The 18,061-nt window shown below is 66.6% G+C and carries 15 protein-coding genes; 9 read left to right on the forward strand and 6 right to left on the reverse strand.

Annotated features, from left to right (window positions below; genetic code table 11):
• Positions 1-49: 49 nt before the first annotated feature.
• The 3 genes from ACSQ8Y_RS20750 to ACSQ8Y_RS20760 form a co-directional block, all read right to left on the reverse strand.
• Positions 50-901, reverse strand: a complete 852-nt coding sequence (locus ACSQ8Y_RS20750) for a fumarylacetoacetate hydrolase family protein (RefSeq protein WP_436268321.1) — start codon at positions 899-901, stop codon at positions 50-52.
• On the reverse strand, positions 849-2,231 hold the full coding sequence (locus ACSQ8Y_RS20755) for an MFS transporter (RefSeq protein ID WP_436268322.1): 1,383 nt from the start codon (positions 2,229-2,231) through the stop codon (positions 849-851). Before ACSQ8Y_RS20755 ends, ACSQ8Y_RS20750 begins: the two co-directional genes overlap by 53 nt.
• Before the next feature lie 143 nt (positions 2,232-2,374).
• The gene (locus ACSQ8Y_RS20760; protein WP_436268323.1) at positions 2,375-3,772 is read right to left on the reverse strand and encodes a KamA family radical SAM protein; all 1,398 of its coding nucleotides are present in this window, start codon (positions 3,770-3,772) and stop codon (positions 2,375-2,377) included.
• A gap of 234 nt (positions 3,773-4,006) precedes the next feature.
• On the opposite strand from ACSQ8Y_RS20760, the gene ACSQ8Y_RS20765 reads away from it, so the two are divergent.
• Together ACSQ8Y_RS20765 and ACSQ8Y_RS20770 are read left to right on the forward strand one after the other, a co-directional pair.
• Positions 4,007-4,456, forward strand: a complete 450-nt coding sequence (locus ACSQ8Y_RS20765) for a cache domain-containing protein (protein WP_436269876.1) — start codon at positions 4,007-4,009, stop codon at positions 4,454-4,456.
• A 42-nt stretch (positions 4,457-4,498) separates the two neighbouring features.
• Positions 4,499-6,178 (forward strand): methyl-accepting chemotaxis protein, encoded by a 1,680-nt coding sequence (locus ACSQ8Y_RS20770; RefSeq protein WP_436268324.1) that lies wholly within the window; start codon positions 4,499-4,501, stop codon positions 6,176-6,178.
• A 78-nt stretch (positions 6,179-6,256) separates the two neighbouring features.
• Here the strand turns inward: ACSQ8Y_RS20770 and ACSQ8Y_RS20775 are convergent, their stop codons facing one another.
• Positions 6,257-6,835: a DNA-3-methyladenine glycosylase gene (locus tag ACSQ8Y_RS20775; RefSeq protein ID WP_436268325.1), complete on the reverse strand. Its 579-nt coding sequence runs from the start codon at positions 6,833-6,835 to the stop codon at positions 6,257-6,259.
• Between the two features lie 212 nt (positions 6,836-7,047).
• Here ACSQ8Y_RS20775 and ACSQ8Y_RS20780 point away from each other — a divergent pair, with 212 nt between their 5' ends.
• The 5 genes from ACSQ8Y_RS20780 (at position 7,048) to ACSQ8Y_RS20800 (ending at position 14,437) form a co-directional block, all read left to right on the forward strand.
• A complete protein-coding gene (locus ACSQ8Y_RS20780; RefSeq protein ID WP_436268326.1) occupies positions 7,048-7,914 on the forward strand; it encodes an HDOD domain-containing protein in 867 nt (288 codons plus the stop codon).
• Between the two features lie 17 nt (positions 7,915-7,931).
• Positions 7,932-9,122: a DUF2863 family protein gene (locus ACSQ8Y_RS20785; RefSeq protein ID WP_436268327.1), complete on the forward strand. Its 1,191-nt coding sequence runs from the start codon at positions 7,932-7,934 to the stop codon at positions 9,120-9,122.
• Between the two features lie 125 nt (positions 9,123-9,247).
• The gene (locus ACSQ8Y_RS20790) at positions 9,248-10,411 is read left to right on the forward strand and encodes a tetratricopeptide repeat protein (protein ID WP_436268328.1); all 1,164 of its coding nucleotides are present in this window, start codon (positions 9,248-9,250) and stop codon (positions 10,409-10,411) included.
• Between the two features lie 48 nt (positions 10,412-10,459).
• Positions 10,460-12,448: a CocE/NonD family hydrolase gene (locus ACSQ8Y_RS20795; RefSeq protein WP_436268329.1), complete on the forward strand. Its 1,989-nt coding sequence runs from the start codon at positions 10,460-10,462 to the stop codon at positions 12,446-12,448.
• Positions 12,449-12,574: 126 nt separating this feature from the next.
• Positions 12,575-14,437, forward strand: coding sequence for a methyl-accepting chemotaxis protein (locus ACSQ8Y_RS20800; protein WP_436268330.1), 1,863 nt, complete (start codon positions 12,575-12,577; stop codon positions 14,435-14,437).
• Between the two features lie 24 nt (positions 14,438-14,461).
• Here ACSQ8Y_RS20800 and infA read toward each other — a convergent pair whose 3' ends face one another.
• Positions 14,462-14,725, reverse strand: a complete 264-nt coding sequence (gene infA / locus ACSQ8Y_RS20805) for a translation initiation factor IF-1 (RefSeq protein WP_436268331.1) — start codon at positions 14,723-14,725, stop codon at positions 14,462-14,464.
• Positions 14,726-15,224: 499 nt separating this feature from the next.
• On the opposite strand from infA, the gene ACSQ8Y_RS20810 reads away from it, so the two are divergent.
• A complete protein-coding gene (locus ACSQ8Y_RS20810) occupies positions 15,225-15,941 on the forward strand; it encodes a hypothetical protein (RefSeq protein ID WP_436268332.1) in 717 nt (238 codons plus the stop codon).
• A 13-nt stretch (positions 15,942-15,954) separates the two neighbouring features.
• Here the strand turns inward: ACSQ8Y_RS20810 and ACSQ8Y_RS20815 are convergent, their stop codons facing one another.
• Positions 15,955-17,313, reverse strand: a complete 1,359-nt coding sequence (locus ACSQ8Y_RS20815) for an MBL fold metallo-hydrolase (protein WP_436268333.1) — start codon at positions 17,311-17,313, stop codon at positions 15,955-15,957.
• Positions 17,314-17,367: 54 nt separating this feature from the next.
• On the opposite strand from ACSQ8Y_RS20815, the gene ACSQ8Y_RS20820 reads away from it, so the two are divergent.
• Entirely contained in the window at positions 17,368-17,934 is a 567-nt protein-coding gene (locus ACSQ8Y_RS20820; RefSeq protein ID WP_436268334.1) for a cysteine hydrolase family protein, read from the forward strand.
• The last annotated feature ends 127 nt before the right edge of the window (positions 17,935-18,061 follow it).

The raw sequence follows: 18,061 nt of genomic DNA on the forward strand, positions 1-18,061 counted from the left end.
CGTCGCCGCGCAGGGCGGCTTAGTGCCGCAGGCACGTAAACCGCCAACCTTAGTACTGCTGGTAGGCGATGACGTCCTGCTGCTGCTCGCCCAGGCCGGCGATACCCAGGCGCATGAAATCGCCCTTCTTCAGGAAGCGCTTCGGCTTGCGGGCATTGCCCACGCCTGGCGGCGTGCCGGTGGCGATCACGTCGCCCGGTTCCAGCGTCATGTATTTCGACAGGTAGCTGACGATCTGCGGCACCGAGAAAATCATCTTGTCGGTGCAGCCGGTCTGCATGCGCTTGCCGTTCAGTTCCAGGTACAGGTCCAGCTGGCCGAGGTTGTAGACTTCGTCGCGCGTAACCAGCCAGGGGCCGACCGGGCCGAAGGTGTCGCAGCCCTTGCCCTTGTCCCATTGCGGGCCTTGCTCCAGCTGGTACTCGCGCTCGGACAGGTCGTTGACGACGCAGTAGCCCGCGATGTATTTCTCGGCGTCCGCTTCGCTGACATAGCGCGCGCGGGTGCCGATGATGATGCCCAGCTCCACCTCCCAGTCGGTCTTCTTCGAGCCCTTCGGCAGCATCACCGGATCGTCCGCGCCGGACAAGCTGGTGGTGGCCTTCATGAATACGATGGGTTCCTTCGGAATCGGCAGCTTCATTTCCTCGGCGTGGTCGTAGTAGTTCAAACCGATGCCGATGAATTTGCCAACCTTGGCCACCGGTACGCCCATGCGCGGATTGCCGCGCACCAGCGGCAGGTCCGCCTGCACAAGCTTGGACAGCTTCTTGATGCCCTTGTCGGACAGCTGTTCCGGGCCGATGTCATCGATCACGCCGGACAGGTCGCGCAGCTTGCCTTCATCATCAATCAGGCCGGGCTTCTCTTTGCCGGGACGGCCGTAACGAACCAGTTTCATATTCTTCCTTGGAGTTGATACCCGCCATTTTACCGGATCGCGCGGAGCGACCCCGGCGGCGCGCAAGCAAGCGTACAAGGAAGCACATCAAGCCGGCCGACTGCAGCAGCACCAGCGCGCCGAACGCGCTGCGGTAGGCGATGGCCGGATAGTGCTGCTGCGCGTCCGGCGCCCACCTGCCGACGATGGCGCCGAAGCCTGCCTGCACTGCGAACGCGCCCAGGAAGATCAACAGGTTCAGACACGTGGAGGCCCGCCCCGTCAGCGTTGGCGGCATGGCTTGCGCGACGATGGCGTACTCGATGCCGGTGATGGTGCCCACCAGCGTGAACAGCACCGACAGCAGCTGGTAGCTGGGCGCCCAGTCCAGCACGAAGCCGCATTGCACGGCGATGTAGAGCGCGACGCCGGCTGCCGCCACGCTCAGCGGCGCGATGCCCCTGCGCGCGGCCCACTCGGTAAGCATGCCGACCGAGATGGCGCCGAAAATGACGGCCGCCATGCCGAGGTAGAGCAGCCACGCGATGGCCTGCCCGGGGAAGTGCGCCACGTCGCCCAGCCAGCGCGCAATCCACAGGCCCTGGATGCCGAAGAAGACCGCGTGCGGTATCAGCACCAGCGAGGCGGTGTCGCGGAACACAGGGTTGCCGTAGACCTCGGCCAGCATGCGCAAGGTGACCGGCTTGCGTGCAGCCTCCGGCGGCGTGGGCGCAAGCAGGAAGATCAGCAGGCCGACGATGGCGCAGCAGCCGGCCAGCGCGATGAACAGCCAGCGCCAGTCGACGTAGTGCAGCGCCAGGCGCACCGGCAAAGTGGCGCTGGCCGCGCCCAGGCCGCCGGCCGCGATCAGGTAGCCCTGCACCGACGGCAGCCTGGCCGGGCTGATCCAGGTCGAGATGGATTTGACGGCGGCCATGAAACAGCCGGCCAGGCCCACGCCCATCAGCGCGCGCGCCAGCAACAGCTGGCCCAGCTCGCGGCTGCCGGAAAAAGCCAGCGCGCCCAGCGCCGCCACGCCCAGCATGGCGAACTGCACGCGGCGCGGACCATAGCGGTCCAACGCCATGCCGACCGGCAGCTGGACCAGCGCGAACGACAGGAAGTAGGCACTGGTCAGCAGGCCAAGCTGGCCGGGCGTGAGCGCCAGCTCGGCCATCAGCTGCGGCGCCAGGATCGCGTTCACATTGCGCAGCAGGCAGGAGATGAAATGGCCCAGCGCAAACGGCAGGAACACCAGCGCGAACACCTGCCAGCCCGGCAGCGTGCCGGGCCGGCGCACGCGGCCGATCACCACCGGCACGCCGAACGTCAGCCACGAAGCCTGCGTCATGGGGCCCGCTCCACGGTATCGCGGCATGGGCGCATGGGGCGGGTTAGCGGAACGCGTAACCCGCCAGGCGTGTGCCCAGGCGGCATCGGCCGCGGCGGCGCGCGCGCCGTTGGCATCGGCATCGGCCATGGCATCATGCTCCGTCAGGCCGCGTTGCTGTGCGAACCGCAGCCCGACGGCTGCACCACCGCGTCGCCGCGCGCCGTGGCCAGGCGGATGATCTTGCGCGGTGCCGGCTCGCCTTCCTCGAAAAAGAATTTCTCCTTGCCGAAGGCGGGCACCAGCTCGTCCATCCAGGTCGCGTCCGGATCGAACCTGGCGTAGAAGGGCTTGCGCACCCAGTCCGCGTTGCGCGCCTGCAGGAACTGCAAGGCGAACACCTTCTCGCCCGCGATGGTGGCCACGCCGTCGATCACCACCTTGCCGGGGAAGGCGCTCATCGATGGCCCGCGCACCGTGCGCGACAAACCGGACACCATCTGGTAAGCCTGCTGGAAGATCTCGTGCGCGCGCGCCAGCGGCAGCTGGAAGTAGGCGCGCGGCCCGGTGTCGCGCTCGACGAACATATAGTAGGGAATGGCGCCGAGGCGCACGCCGGTGGTCCACAGCTCGGCCCAGCTTTTCGGATCCTCGTTGATGTGGCGGATCAGCGGCCCCTGCATGCGCAAGGTGGCGCCGGTGCCGACGATGCGCTTGACGGCCTTCTGCGCGATCTCCTGGCGCAGCTCCACCGCGTGGTTGTAGTGGCCCATGATGGCCATGTTCTTGCCCGAGGCGACCACGCGCTCGAACAGGCGCAGCAGGTCGTCGGCGTCGCGGTCGGTCACGAAGCGCTGCGGCCAGTACGCCACCGATTTGGTGCCGATGCGGATGTTCTGGATGTGGGCCAGCTCCGGCGCCAGCAGCGGTTCGATGAACCCGGCCAGCGAGCGCGTGTTCATGATGAGCGGATCGCCGCCGGTGATCAGCACGTCCGTGACCTCGGTGTGCTCGCGCAGATAGGCTGCCAGTTGCGTAGTCTCCCTGGCGTCGAACTTCATGTCGTCCATGCCGACGAACTGCGGCCAGCGGAAGCAGAAGGTGCAATAAGCGTGGCAGGTCTGGCCGGCGCTGGGGAAGAACAGCACCGTCTCCTTGTACTTGTGCTGCAAGCCCTTCAGCGGCGCGTCGTTCACGCGCGGCACGTTGTGCGTCATCTGCCCGGCCGGGTGCGGGTTCATGCGCATGCGCAGGCCGTGCACGTATTGGGCGATGGCCGCCTCGTCCTTGCGCACGAGCACCAGGTCGCGCAAATGCACATACTCGTCCGGCGCCAGCATGTCGCGGTGCGGGAACACCAGCCGGTAGATCGGATCGTCGGGCACGTTGTTCCAGTCGATCAGACGGTCCATCACGTACTCGTTGGTGCGGAACGGCAGCACGTGCGACACCACCTGCACCGCCTCGCGCAACTCCTCGGGCATCCATTCCCACTGGCGGGCCTGCTTGATGGTCTGGCGGGTGTAGGGCTTGAACTTCACGGGCAGCGATTCGGCGGTCATTGCGTTCTCCTGTCAGGGTTGCGGTGTGAGTTCATCGTAGTGACTGCACGCATGTCGACGTTGCCCGGCATCAATTTTCGCCCGACTATTTTCCGGAAAGGAACAACTTTTTGACGCAGATGCAAGCCACTTCCATGACTTGCGGCAAGCTTGCGCTATCGCAATTCGGGAACTGCCTGCCGGGCGTAAATTAATCCGACACACAACCCTAGGGAGAACTCCATGAAACGCCTGATGACCACCGCCCTGCTGTGCATGAGCGTGGCAGCCGCTGCCGCCGCCTGGGCCGGTGCCGAACCGACCGAGAAGGACGCCATCGCCATGGCCGAGCGCGGCGCAGCCTACATCAAAGCGCACGGCAAGGAAGAGATGATGAAGAAGATCACCGCCAAGGATCCCGAGTTCGTGCAGGGTTCGCTGTACGTGGACATGCGCGACATCAATAGCGGCATCGTGCTGGCGCACCCGATCAACGCATCCATCGTCGGCAAGGACTTGACCGACGTGCCTGACGCCGGCGGCAAGAAGTACCGGCGCGAAATCATCGAACTGGCCGCCAGGAAAGGCAAGGGCTGGGTCGACTATATGTACAAGAATCCCGCTTCCGGCAAGATCGAACCGAAGACCACCTACATCCTGCGCGTGGGCGACGTGGTGCTGGAAGCCGGGATCTACAAGAAGTAAGCCAGAGCAGTCAGTGAGAAAAGTTGAGCCAGGGAGGCTGCCATGCTGAACAAATTGCGGATAGCACCGAAACTGCTGCTGGCGCCGGGCCTGGTGCTGCTGCTGCTGGTGGCCACCTCGGCCTGCGCCTGGTACGGCATGGTGCGCCAGAACGCGTCGATGGAAAACCTGGTGCAGGTGCGCGCCGCGCGCCTGCAGGCCGCCGCCGGCGTCATGGCCGACACGCGGCTGGCCCACGCCAACGTCTACCAGTTGCTGGCGTGGATCAATGGCAGCTTCGCCCAGACGCGGCTGGATGCGCTGAGCAAGCAGATCGTGTCGCGCCACGCCGGCGTCGAGCAGCAGTTGGTACAGCTGGCCGGCGTGGCCGACGCCGCCGAGCGCAAGTTTGTCGATGGGTCCGCCCAGGCGCTGGCGGGCTACCGCAAGGCCGTGCTGGAGACCATGGAACTGGCGGCGCTGGACCAGTCCATCGCCACCAATGCCATGGCCAAGGCGGAGGCGCAGTTCGTGCTGCTGAACGAGCAGCTGGGCAAGCTGTCGGCGCTGGAGAAGTCGCTCAGCGTGCAGGCCCACGCGCAGGCGGGCATCGACTACCGGTCGCTGGTGTGCACCATGGGCGGCCTGGTGCTGCTGTCGGTGGCCTTGTCGCTGCTGGCGACGATACGGGTGCGCGCGGCGCTGCTGCGCGACATCAGCGCCATCGCCGCGGCGGTGCGCGAGCTGGCCGCCGGCAAGCTCACCTTCGGCAGGCGCAACGAGGGCCGCGACGAGATCGCCGACACCGCGCGCGCGCTGGACCAGACCATCGCCAAGCTGAACCAGACCATGCGCACGGTGCTGGGCGCGGTGCATTCGATCGACACCGCCTCGCACGAAATCGCCAGCGGCAACCTGGACTTGTCGAACCGCACCGAGCGCCAGGCCGCCTCGCTGGAGGAGACCGCGAGCGCCATGCAAAACCTGACTAGGGCGGTGCGCGACAACGCCGACAACGCGCGCCTGGCGTGCGATCTGGCGGCCAGCGCCAGCGGCCTGGCCTGCAAGGGCGGTACGGCGGTGGCCCAGGCGGTCGCCAGCATGGACACGATACGGGCCAGTTCGCGCAAGATCGTCGAGATCATCGGCGTGATCGACGGCATTGCCTTCCAGACCAATATCCTGGCCTTGAACGCCGCGGTGGAGGCTGCGCGCGCGGGCGAGTCCGGGCGCGGTTTCGCGGTCGTGGCGTCCGAGGTGCGCACGCTGGCGCAGCGCTCGGCCGGTGCGGCCAAGGAGATCAAGGCGCTGATCGCCGACTCGGTAGCCACCATAGACAGCGGCAGCGCCTGCGTCAACCAGGCGGGCAGCAGCATGGACGACATTGTCGCGTCGGTGCGGCAGGTAAACGACATCATCGCCCGCATCAGCGACGCCAGCGCCGAGCAGGCGCAGGGCATCACCGAAGTGAACCGGGCGGTGGGCCAGATCGACGACGTGACGCAGCAGAACGCGGCGCTGGTGGAGCAGGCGGCCGCCGCCGCCGCCAGCCTGCAGGAACAGACCGCGCACTTGGCGGAGGCGGTGGCGGTGTTCCAGCTCGACGAAGGGGAAGCCGAGGCACAACCGGCCGCGCAGTTGCAGGCCGCAGCGGAGAACGAACGCCGCGCCGCGCACAGCCCGATGCGGGGACTGGCGGTGCTACCGCCCACACCGCGCCCAGGCCGGCGCCAGGCTTCCTGATGGCGACTATGGATTCCCGCCTGCGCGGCGGTCCGCCGATGTCGTTCCCGCGTAGGCGGGAATCCATACTACGCAGCCCTACCGGAACGGCCGGCTCAGGAAACGCGAACCCGCCTCGCCGAAACGCCACGGCAGCTCCACCGCCTTCGAAATGCCAATGCGCGGCCCCACCGCCACCTCCAGCTCGACCGCCGCGCCTGCCGGCCGCGCGATCATCTCGAACGGCGCCGCCGTCAGCGCCAGCCCGTTGTGCGCGCGCGTCACCGCCATCGCCTGGCACAGTTTGCCCGGCCCCGAGCACAGCACGCGCACCTCTTCCATGCCCCTGCGCACCCGCATCGCGTCTAGCCCCGCCACCGGCTCGATGGCGCGTATCAGCACCCCGGCCCCGTGCCCCGGCTCGCGGCACACGAAATTCATGCACCAATGGATGCCGTGCGACAGATACACGTAAGCATGCCCCGCCGGCCCGAACATGGCGGCGTTGCGCTCGCTCGGCCCGGTGTAGGTGTGCGCGGCCGGCTCCGTCATGTCGTAGGCCTCGGTCTCCACGATGCGCCCGCCTACGCCGTTCACCAGCACCGTCACCCCGATCAGCAGCGGCGCCACCTCGTGCGACGGCGCGCTGAAATCTATCCCTGCAATCAAAGTAGTCATAAAAATAATCATACCGCGCCGACCTTGCGCGAACCGTGCACAACTGCCAATGTTTCTCCCGCGAGCCGCCCTTGCAACACTTTTTTCGCTGACATTTGCGCTAAAGCAACGCATTACCAGCGATAATCCGACTTCCCGTTTCAGCAACAGGCGCCCACCTGAGCTATAGTTCTAGCTTGCGCCATGCCCAGACCAGCCAGCCCCTAACCATCATGACCTCAGTAGCAGCCCCAGCCCCGGTAATCGAAACGTCGGTAGAAGACGCCTTGCTGCGCTCGATCCGGATTCCGCCGCGCCCCAGCCTGCTGCTGGACCTGCAACGCGAACTGGCCCAGCCCGACCCGTCGCCGCGCCGCATCGCGCGCATCATCGGCAACGACGTCGGCATGTCGGGCGCGCTGCTGAAGCTGGCCAATTCGCCTTTCTTCGGCGCCGCGCGCAAGGCCAAGTCGGTTGAACAGGCCATCAATTTCCTCGGCATCAACCAGTGCGCCGCACTGCTGACCGGGCTGCTGGCGCGCCAGGCCATCGCCGGCGAGGACGGCAAGCTCGACAGTTTCTGGGACACCTCGGCCCGGCGCGCCCAGGCGCTGGTGTTCGCCTCGCGCAAGCTGCGCATCGCGCCGCCCGACATCGCCCATACCTTCGGCCTGTTCTGCGACATCGGCGTGCCGCTGCTGATGGCCCGCTTCCCCGACTACAAGGAAACCTTCGCCCTGGCCAGCCAGGACGCGCAGCAGAAATTCACCGCCGTCGAGGACCTGCGCCACAGCACCAACCACGCCGCCATCGGCTGCCTGCTGGCGCGCAACTGGGGCTTGTCGCCGGACGTGTCCTGGGCCATCCTGCACCACCACGACTACGCCGTCATGGACGACGACGCCACCGACGACGCCGTGCGTTCGCTGGTGGCCCTGTCGGTCATCGCCGACAAGGCCATCCAGCGCTACAACGGCTACAGCGACTCGCTGGAATGGGACAAGGGCGGCGAGACCGCCTGCGCCCACCTCGGCCTGTCCGAAGACGAAACCGCCGACCTGCTCGACGAACTGCACGAAACCTTCCACACCGAACACTAACGCTACCCAGCGCACACATGCCTAAAAATAAGCGCCCCGCTCCCCGCAAGAACAGCACGCCCCCCGAAGAAAAAGAAGAGTTCCTGGCCGAGGCGCTGTGCGCCACCGCGCTGGAACTGGCCGAGCAGGAAGACAGCGACCAGCTCAGCGCCGAACTGCGCCAGAAGGCCGCCGAGTTCCCGCGCCAGGTCCGCAAATACCTGCAGCAGAAGAAGGACGAGCTGCTGTACAGCGCCATCGAACTGGCGCGCTTCGAGGACGTGGACGCCTACCGCCTGCTGCGCGAAACGGTGGAGGAAGCCGCCGGCACGGTGCTGATCCGGCGCGAAGGCCAGGCCGACGTCGAGATCAACGCCTTCGCCATCCCGGTCTTCGTGCACAGCACGGGCGGCCTGGTCCAGGCCGAGGAATTCCAGGACGAGGCGGCCTTCGACGCGCTGCTGCAAAGCTTCACCAGGGACGGCCTGGAAAGCCCGAAAGCCAAGGTGGTGCTGGTGCAGCACGCCTACGACCTGGACGAGATCGACCGCGTCAGCTACGGCCAGCTCAACGCCATGGTGCGCGAAGCGACCGCCTCGATGACCGAGAAGAAGATGCAGGCCGCGCCCGCGCTGGAACGCAGCATGGGCGGCTGGGCCGCGACCGGCTTCGGCCCCGGCGACACGGCGGTGGAGCTGCGCTTCCTGCTCGGCTTCGCGCTCAAGCGCGCCGACGACGCCTTCTACCTGCCGCCCGCCGGCGAGCAGGAGCAGGACGACTACTATGCCGCGCGCATGGAGCGCTACCGCCAGTGGACCGTGGCGGCGGCGCCGCTGGTGGCGCGCTGCCTGGCCGGCGCGCGCCCGGTGGAGCTGAACTTCCTGTACCAGGACTTGTTCTACAGCGCCAAGGAACAGGCCCAGGCCGAATACGCGATGCTGGACATGATGGCCAAGCTGGGCCAGGCGCTGGCGGCCGCGCCGGGCGCCAGCGCCGTCATCGCCCCGGCCGACGTGCGCGGCGACTTGGTGCTGCGGGTGAACCTGTACGGCGCACCGGGCACGGCCCCGCTGCTGTCCTGCGACAAGCCGATCGACCTGGGCTGCGACCTGCAGCTGGAGGTCGACGACATCGCCGACGCGCTGGCCACCATCGGCCTGCACGCGGTGTCGGTGGCGCAGCGTTTCGACGCGCAAGGACAGCCGGTCGAGGCAAGGCCGCTGGCCTGATCCGCGCCGCCGGGCCCGCGCCAGGCCGCAGCGGCGGCATGACAAGCGGGCTGCTGCGGCGCCGCATATTTGCCGTTTGACAGTGCCATGGCAGCCGAGGATACTTGCCTCACAGGAGGTGCGCCATGAAACGCTGGTCTGTCTTTTTGATCACATTGCTGCTGGCCGGCTGCGCCAGCGTGGCGCCGCCGCCTCCCCCGCCGCTGTTCCATGACCAGCTGTTCGGCAAGGCGGACCAGGACATCAACGCCGGCCAGATCTTTGCCCTCAGCGACGACATGAAGGCTTACGTGCGCGCGCTCGGGCGCGGCGGCGAGAAGCGCGAGATCCAGCGCGTGCTGTTCGAGGCCCTGTACCGCAAAGACCAGCTGCGCCTGGAGTACGATTCCGACACCACCCGCACCGCCGCCGACACCTTCGCGGCACGGCGCGGCAACTGCCTGTCGCTGGTCATCATGACGGCGGCGCTGGCACGCGAAATGGGCATGCGGGTGCATTACCAGAGCGTCACCACCGAGGAGACCTGGAGCCGCACCGGCAGCCTGTATTTCGCCAGCGGCCACGTGAACCTCATCCTGGGCAAACCGCTCAACCCGGACGCGCACAGCTACGACAACAGCCAGTTCATGGTGATCGATTTCCAGCCGCCGGAAGACGCCAGATACCTGACCGCGCAGGAGATCTCCGAACACCGCGTGGTCTCCATGTTCATGAACAACCGCGCCGCCGAAGCGCTGTCGCGCCGGCAGCTGGACCGTGCCTACTGGTGGGCCCGCAAGTCGATAGAAGCGGACCCGACATTCCTCAGCCCCTACAACACGCTGGCCATCGTCTACCAGCACCACGGCAACCTGCCGGAGGCGGAAGCGGCGCTGCGCTACGCCCAGGTCGTGCAACCCGATAACACGATCGCACTGCACAACCTGGTGCAGGTGCTAGAAGGCCAGGGCCGCAAGCCGGAGGCCGAGGCGCTGCGCGAGAAGCTGGCGCGGCTGGAACCCAACCCGCCCTTCCATTATTTCCACCTGGGCCAGAAGGCCATGCAGGACGGCGACTACAAGAAGGCGCGCACGCTGTTTGCGCGCGAGGTCGACCGGGCGCCCTATTACCACGAATTCCACTTCTGGCTGGCGGTGGCCTCCTATAAGCTGGGCGATCTCGCCACCGCCGACAAGCACTTGAAGCTGGCCATGGAGAACAGCACCACGCGCGGCGACCATGCGCTGTACGCGGGCAAGCTGGACTGGCTGAAGGCCAACGAGCGCAAACGCGGAACGTATTCAAATTAACAACAAGCGGTTACACTGTCTGGCTCAGCCCCGACCTTGTGACCGCCCATGACCGCACCGCGCCGCCCCGTATTTCCCGCCCTGCCCGCCCTCCCGGCCGCCGCCCTCGCGCTGCTGCTGGCGTTCCAACCGCCCTCCGCCCGGGCGGACGAGGCGCCGCCGCCGCCCGACAAATATTCGGTGCGCGAACACTACACCAAGTACGAATACCGGATCCCGATGCGCGACGGCGTGCGCCTGTTCACCACCGTCTACGTGCCCAAAGACGCGTCGAAAAGCTATCCCTTCCTGGTGCAGCGCACCCCCTACGGCGCGGGCGTGACGGTGGATGAGAAACTGCGCTACGGCGTAGACTTCTATCCCAAGCGCGTCGGCCCGTCGCGCGAGTTCGAGACCAGCGGCTACATCTTCGTCAAGCAGGACGTGCGCGGCCGCTTTATGTCCGAAGGCAAGTGGCAGGAGATGACGCCGCACCTCAAGCCCCAGCGCGAAAAGGGCGAGGGCAACGAAAGCCAGGACATGTACGACACCGTCGAATGGCTGCTCAAGAACGTGCCCAACAACAATGGCAAGGTCGGCATCCACGGCATTTCCTATCCGGGCTTCTACACCTCGGCCAGCATCATCGATTCGCACCCGGCGATCAAGGCCGCCTCGCCGCAGGCGCCGGTGACCGACCTCTACATGGGCGACGATTCCTACCACGGCGGCGCCTTCATGCTGGCCGCCAATTTCGACTTCTACGCCGCCTTCACGGAAGAGGACAACCCGACCGCCCTGCCCGCCACCTGGACCGACTTCGACTACGGCGCCAGCGACGGCTACGACTTCTTCCTCAAGCACCGCAGCTTGCAGAACATCGGCGCCGCCATGACGCCCAAGCAGCGCGCGCTGTTCTGGCCCAACGTGGAGCACAGCAGCTACGACGCGTTCTGGCAGAGCCGCAACATCGCACCGCACCTGAAGAACATCCGCGCCGCCGTGCTGACCGTGGGCGGCTGGTACGACGCGGAGGACCTGCAAGGGCCGTTCACCACCTACCAGGCCATCAAACGCAACAACCCGGGCATCTACAACGGCCTGGTGATAGGGCCGTGGGTGCATGGCGGCTGGGCTGGCGACGACGGCAAGCGCCTGGGCCACGTGCGCTTCGACGCCAAGACCTCGGACTACTTCCGCCAGCACATCCTGCTGCCCTTCTTCGAACAGCACCTGAAAGGCGTGCCGGGCGTGCCAACGCCGGCCGCGCCGAACGTGCGCGCCTTCGAAACCGGCAGCAACGTGTGGCGCAGCTACAGCGCCTGGCCGCCGCAGCAGGCCAAGGCGCGCACGCTGTACTTCGGCGCGGACGGCACGCTGGGCTGGCAGCAGCCGGCCGCCATCACGGGCGCGGGGTACGACGAGTACGTCAGCGATCCGGCCCGCCCGGTGCCCTACATCGGCTATCCGGCCACCGGCGTGCCGAAGGAATACATGGTGTCCGACCAGCGCTTCGCCGCCTCGCGGCCGGACGTGCTGGTCTACCGCAGCGCGCCGCTGGAGCAGGACGTGACGCTGGCGGGTCCGGTCTCGCCCAGGCTGTTCGTCGCCACCACCGGCACCGACGCCGACTGGGTGGTCAAGCTGATCGACGTGTACCCGGACGACTATCCGAAGCCGGAGGATGGCAAGGAGGGCGGCAAGGACGACGAGCACGACGTCGGCCCGCCGCAGGCCGCCATGGCCGGCTACCAGCAACTGGTGCGCGGCAATCCCCTGCGCGGCAAGTTCCGCCACAGCTTCGAGCAGGCCGAGCCGTTCACGCCCGGCAAGGTGGAGGCGCTGAACTACAGCATCGGCGAGGTCAACCATACCTTCCGGCGCGGCCACCGCATCATGGTGCAGGTGCAGAGTTCCTGGTTCCCGCTGGTGGACTTGAACCCGCAAACCTTCACCGACATCGCGCGCGCCAGGCCGGAAGACTTCAAAAAAGCCACGCAGCGCGTCTACCACGCGCCGGGCATGGCGTCCGGCATCGGGGTGCACGTCATGCCCTGATGTGGATGCGCAACGGCTGCCCTAAAGAACAAGCGACAAAGTCCCCGGCGCTTGTTAATGTCCCGGATACCGTTCCGCATTCCCACACACGACTACGAGGACAACGTGGCCCATCTACTCAATCGCATGAAATTGTGGCAACGCTTCGCGCTGCTGGGCTTGATGGGTGTGCTGCTGGTGGCGCCGCCTTCCGCCCTGTTCATCAACGGCAGCAACCAGAACATCGATTTCTCCGCCACCGAGCTGGACGGCATCGCGCCGGGGCGCACCGTGCTGCAGCTGCTGCAGCAGGTCCAGCAGCACCGGGGCCTGTCGGCCGCCTTCCTCGGCGGCGGCCAGATGGCCGACCAGCGCGCCGCGAAGGCGGACGAAGTGGGCAAAACGCTGGCCCAGGCCGACAAGCTGCTGGCCGGCGCCCACCCGGCCACCGCCCAGCTGCTGGCATCGGTGCGCAGCGACTGGACGGCGCTGCAGCAACGCGTGGCCAGCCGCGCCCACAGCACCGCCGACAGCTACGCCGGCCACACCGCGCTGAGCGAACAGCTGCTGCTGCTGACCGAAGGCGTGGCCGACCGCTACGGCCTGGCGCTGGATCCGGACGCCGACACCTACTACCTGATGCGCGGCGTCTTCTTCGACCTGCCGCAAATGGCCGAGAGCATAGGCCAGCTGCGCGCCAAGGGCACCGGCTTGCTGGCGTCCAAACAGATCGACACCGACGGCCGCGCCGCCATGTCGGCCCTGCTGGCCAAGACCCGGCTGGCCAGCGAGGCGGCGGCGCGCTCCTTCCAGAAAAGCTTCCGCGCCAACAACGCCATCGAACACAAGCTGGCCAGCCAGACCGGCGCCGCCACCCAGATGGCGCAGGAGGCGAGCGAACTGGCGCGCACCAAGGTCGCCAGCGCGGCCACGCTGGACTATCCGGCAGCCGACTACCTGGCCTTCACCACGCGCGCCATCGACACCCAGTTCAGCGCGGCCTACGCCGCGATGACGGAACTGGCCGCGCTGATCGAAAAGAGAGTCGCCACCCAGCGCGCCACGCGCAACCTGCTGGCCGCCAGCCTGGCCGGCATCGCCGTACTGGCCGCGCTGATCGGCTGGGCCATCAGCCGGCATCTGATCCGCCAGCTGGGCGGCGAACCGTCCTATGTGAACGAGGTGCTGCTGAAGGTGGCCCAGGGCGACCTGACCCAGCGCATCGAGCTCGACAGCAAACACGATGGCAGCATGGCGCACTCGCTCAAGCTGATGGTCGAGCACCTGGCCGGCACGCTGCGCCGCGTGCGCGAAACGGCCGACGGCATCAGCGACGCGGCGGCCCAGACCAGCGCCACCGCCCAGTCGCTGAGCCAAAGCTCCAGCGAGCAGGCGGCCGGAGTGGAGCAGACCAGCGCGTCGATCGAGGAAATGACGGCGTCGGTGCAGCAGAACTCGGCCAACGCCAAGGTGACGGCCGACATCGCCGAACGGGCCTCGCATTCGGCGCAGTCGGGCGGCGCCGCGGTCGGCCAGACGGTGGCGGCGATGCGGCAGATTGCGAAGAAGATCGTCATCATCGACGACATCGCCTACCAGACCAATCTGCTGGCGCTGAACGCGGCCATCGAGGCGGCGCGGGCGGGTGAACACGGGAAGGGATTCGCGGTGGTGGCCGCCGAGGTGCGCAAGCTGGCCGAACGCAGCCAGGTGGCGGCGCAGGAAATCGGCGAGGTGGCGCGCGACAGCGTCGGCATGGCCGAACAGGCCGGCGGACTGCTGGAGGAAATCGTGCCGGCGATCGGCAAGACCTCGGCGCTGGTGCAGGAAATCAGCGCCGCGTCGGACGAGCAAAGCATAGGCATCAGCCAGATCAACCAGGCCATGGGCCATCTGGGGCAATCGACCCAGACCAACGCGGCCTCGTCCGAACAACTGGCGGCCACCGCCGAGGAACTCAGCAGTCAGGCCGAAACCTTGCAGGAGGCGGTCGCCTTCTTCAGGGTGTGATGCGCAAACCTTGCGGCGCGCCGCTTAACGGCGGCGCGGGAAGGAGTGGGTGGGCACTGGGCCGCGTTTTTCGATGTGACGGAAAATGATACGGCCCTTGTTCAGGTCGTACGGCGACAGTTCCAGCGTCACCTTGTCGCCCGCCAGGATGCGGATGTGGTTCTTCTTCATCTTGCCCGAGGTGTAGGCAATCAGCTTGTGGCCGTTCTCCAGGTCCACGCGGAAACGCAGTTCCGGCAGGGCTTCAGATACCGTGCCATTCATTTCGATCAATTCTTCTTTAGCCATGCAATGCTCCTTGAGTGCGCCAGGGGGATCCGGTATTCGTACCGCTGGTGCGCCATGGGATCAGGCGGGCAGCGCGGCCGGAGAACCGGTTGAGAGGTGGAAACGGAGCGTTGGTCGTGCGACGCAGCCGTGCCGGGTGGAGGGAGCGGCCCGCGATCCGGGCGGGATCGCCAGCAGCCATTCGGTGCCGAAAAAAAAGCCCGCTTGCTGCGGGCTTCGTTTCAATGTATTGCCAATAATGCTACAATCGCTGCTTGGCCCGTGCTATCTGCGCGGTGCCGGAGCTTCGGACGCCCATGCTATCTGCATGGTGCCTCCAATGTGTAAACCGACTATCGTATCTTGAACTACAATCCCCTTCCGACTTGATGTGCTTCGCAGCTTTACACACGCGGCATCGCCAGTCTCGCAGGGGGCCCGGGGAAGTTCAGAACTCCACCGAAGAAACAAGTATAGCACACATTTTGTGCGACGCACAAATAATTTCACAGAAAGAATAATGAGTACCTCCGACCTACCCTTCCGGGCCACCACCGCCGAAGCCTGCGCCTGGCTGGCGCAGCAGACCGGCACGCCCTGGACCCTGGCCCGCCTCATCGAGCACGAGCTGATCCCCTTTGTCTGGCTGGACTACGACGCGGCCTACCCCGAGCTGTTCGGCGATGCCAACGGCGGCTACGCGGCGCCCATCTTCTTCGAGGGCGACATCGCGCGCCTGGTGGGCGGCGCCGAGGATGTGCTGATCACCATCACCAAGGACGCCTACAAGATCGTGACGCGGCTGCCGGAGCCGGGTTTCCGGCGCGGGCTGGACGAGTTGCGCTTCCAGAAGAAGGCGGTGGAGAAGCTGGCGGGCAAGCTCCAGCACGAAGCCGAGCAGGCGGCCAGGCCGCCGCCGGTCGAGGCCGCGCGCGAATCGCAGTACGGCATCCCCAAGGCCGAGGTGCTGGAGGCCTTCGCGCGCCTGGTCAGGCTGGATCTGGACAAGGCGCTGGACGAGGCCATCGGCATCTTCGGCGACGACGGCGCGCGCGTGAAGGCGAGCGCCAGGAAATCCAAGCGCAACGCAGTGTGGAACCCGGTCACCCTGGCGCTGGGCCTGCACGACGTCTACCGCGCCCCGCTGGGTCCGCTGAAACGGGCCTTCAAGACGCACGACTTCCTGCTCGACTGGGCCGGCGACTGGGAGCAGTCGCTGGAGCTGCTGGGCAAATAAGCGGCTACCTTGTCTATCGTGCCAGCAGGCGGCGCAACTGGGCGGCCTGGTAGGCGCCGAAGGTGTCGCTGAACAGGCAGCGGATCAGAGGGTCGTCGACCACGTCGGCATCTTCCAGGTCGCGTTCGGTGTCCGCGTCGAACACGGCGTCGTTGATGCGCATATACATCGACGTCAGCGATTCGCCCAGCTCCAGCGCCGCGTACAGTTTCGCGGCCGGGATAGCAGTGGTCCAGCCCAGCGGCGCGGCGCTGTCGCCGGCGTCATTGCACGCGCAGGCCGTGCCGCCGCCTTCCAGGCGGTAATGGAAATGCGTGGCCTCGCCCGCATGGTCGTAGACCGACAGCCGCCACAGGCGCGGCTGGTCGAAATATTCGGACGAGGCTTCCACGTCGCCGTATTTCTCCAGCAAGCCAGCGCGGCAGTAGTCCATCACCCTGGCGCTTTGCGGCGCCGTCAGCGGCGCGAAGCGGCGGGCGATGTCGGCGGTGGACGGCGGCGCAGCATTGCCTTCATATTCATAGTCCACGTCCTGCGCGCCTACCGGCACCACCCAGCCCAAGGGCGGGGCGGGCCGCAGCGAGGCGGCATCCAGCAGCACCGACACCGAGGGATCCAGGCGCACCACGCGCGCGCGCGGCAGCGCCTCGCCCACCTCGCGCTCGAACTGGCGATAGGTGATGGGAAAGAAGGCGCGGTTATACCAGGACCACGGCTCCTGCTGGAACTGGCAGGAACTGGGCACGACATAGCGCGGCTGCAGCACCTTGAGCTGGGCGATCCACTCCTCCGGCAAGGCCGGCGGCGCCGGGACCGCGCGCGACGGCGACAGCACTTCGATTTCGCGCATGGTCTGGAACGGCCACAACACCATGTCCCACGGCCCGTCCTGCGCCAGCTGGGCCAGCGTGGTCTCGTCGATCCAGGAATCGACCACGTTGAGCACGTTCAACCCGGCCGCCCGGATCTGGAACATCGAATCGACATCCGCATCCATCGCCTCGCGCGGCACCACCCGGAAGGGACCGACATCGACCGGCGCATTCAACTGCAGTTGCTGCACCTTGGTGAAGCCCAGTTGCCGCACCATGTCGAACAGCTCGTCGAAGATGCAGTAGATGTAGAGCGGCGTGGCGCGGTCCAGCAAATCCAGGCTCTCCAGCGAACAATGGTCGTCGTGGAAATGCGAGATGAAGACGGCAGCGAAGCGCTGCGCGCGGATCTGCCCGTGGTCGAAACGCACGTCCGGGAAGGCATGGCAATTGCGGCTGAAGGGGTTTTCGAAGATCGTGTCGAAGGCGATCGCCGTGCCCTCGCACTCGAACACATAGCCCGCGTGCAGGATTCTCGATATTTTCAATGGCGTGGTCATGCCGCATTTTACAGCGGCGATTGCGTAGCACGCGGGCATGGATTAGCATGCACCATGCGAACCCTACCCGCCCTCATCATCATCGACATGCAAAAAGGCATGGCGTTCCCGAGCAACCCGCCCCGCAACAATCCGGATGCGGAAGACCATATCGCCGCGCTGCTGGGCGCGTGGCGCGACGCGGGCGGCACCGTGGTCCACGTGCGCCACATGTCCCTCTCGCCGGGCTCGGTGTTCTGGCCCGGCCAGCCGGGTGCTGAGTTCCAGGACGCGCTGGCACCGCTGCCCGGCGCGCATGTCATGGAAAAGAATGTCCCCGACGCCTTCATCAATACCGGGCTGGAACGCTGGCTGCGCGTGCGCGGCATCGAACGCCTGGTCATCGTCGGCATCAGCACCAACAACTCGGTGGAGGCGACCGCGCGCACCGCCGGCAACCTGGGCTTCGACACCCAGGTGGTGGCGGACGCCACTTTCGCCTTCGAAAAACGCGACTACGCGGGCACGCTCAGGAGCGCCGGCGAGGTGCACGCCATGGCGCTGGCCAACCTGGACGGAGAATACGCCACCATCATGCAGACCGGGCAAGTGCTGGAGGCGCTGGCCGCCACTCGCCAGTGATGGACTACCGCACTCGTTGAGGAGCGCCGACCGCGCTGCTACCTGAGCTGCTACCTGAGCTGCTACTTGAGCTGCTACTTCGTCGCGGCGGGCGGGCCGCCGGTCGCCATCGGACTGGTGCATGCCA

It is taken from the genome of Pseudoduganella sp. LjRoot289 (genome assembly GCF_964252925.1).
Classification (GTDB): Bacteria; Pseudomonadota; Gammaproteobacteria; order Burkholderiales; family Burkholderiaceae_D; genus Rugamonas.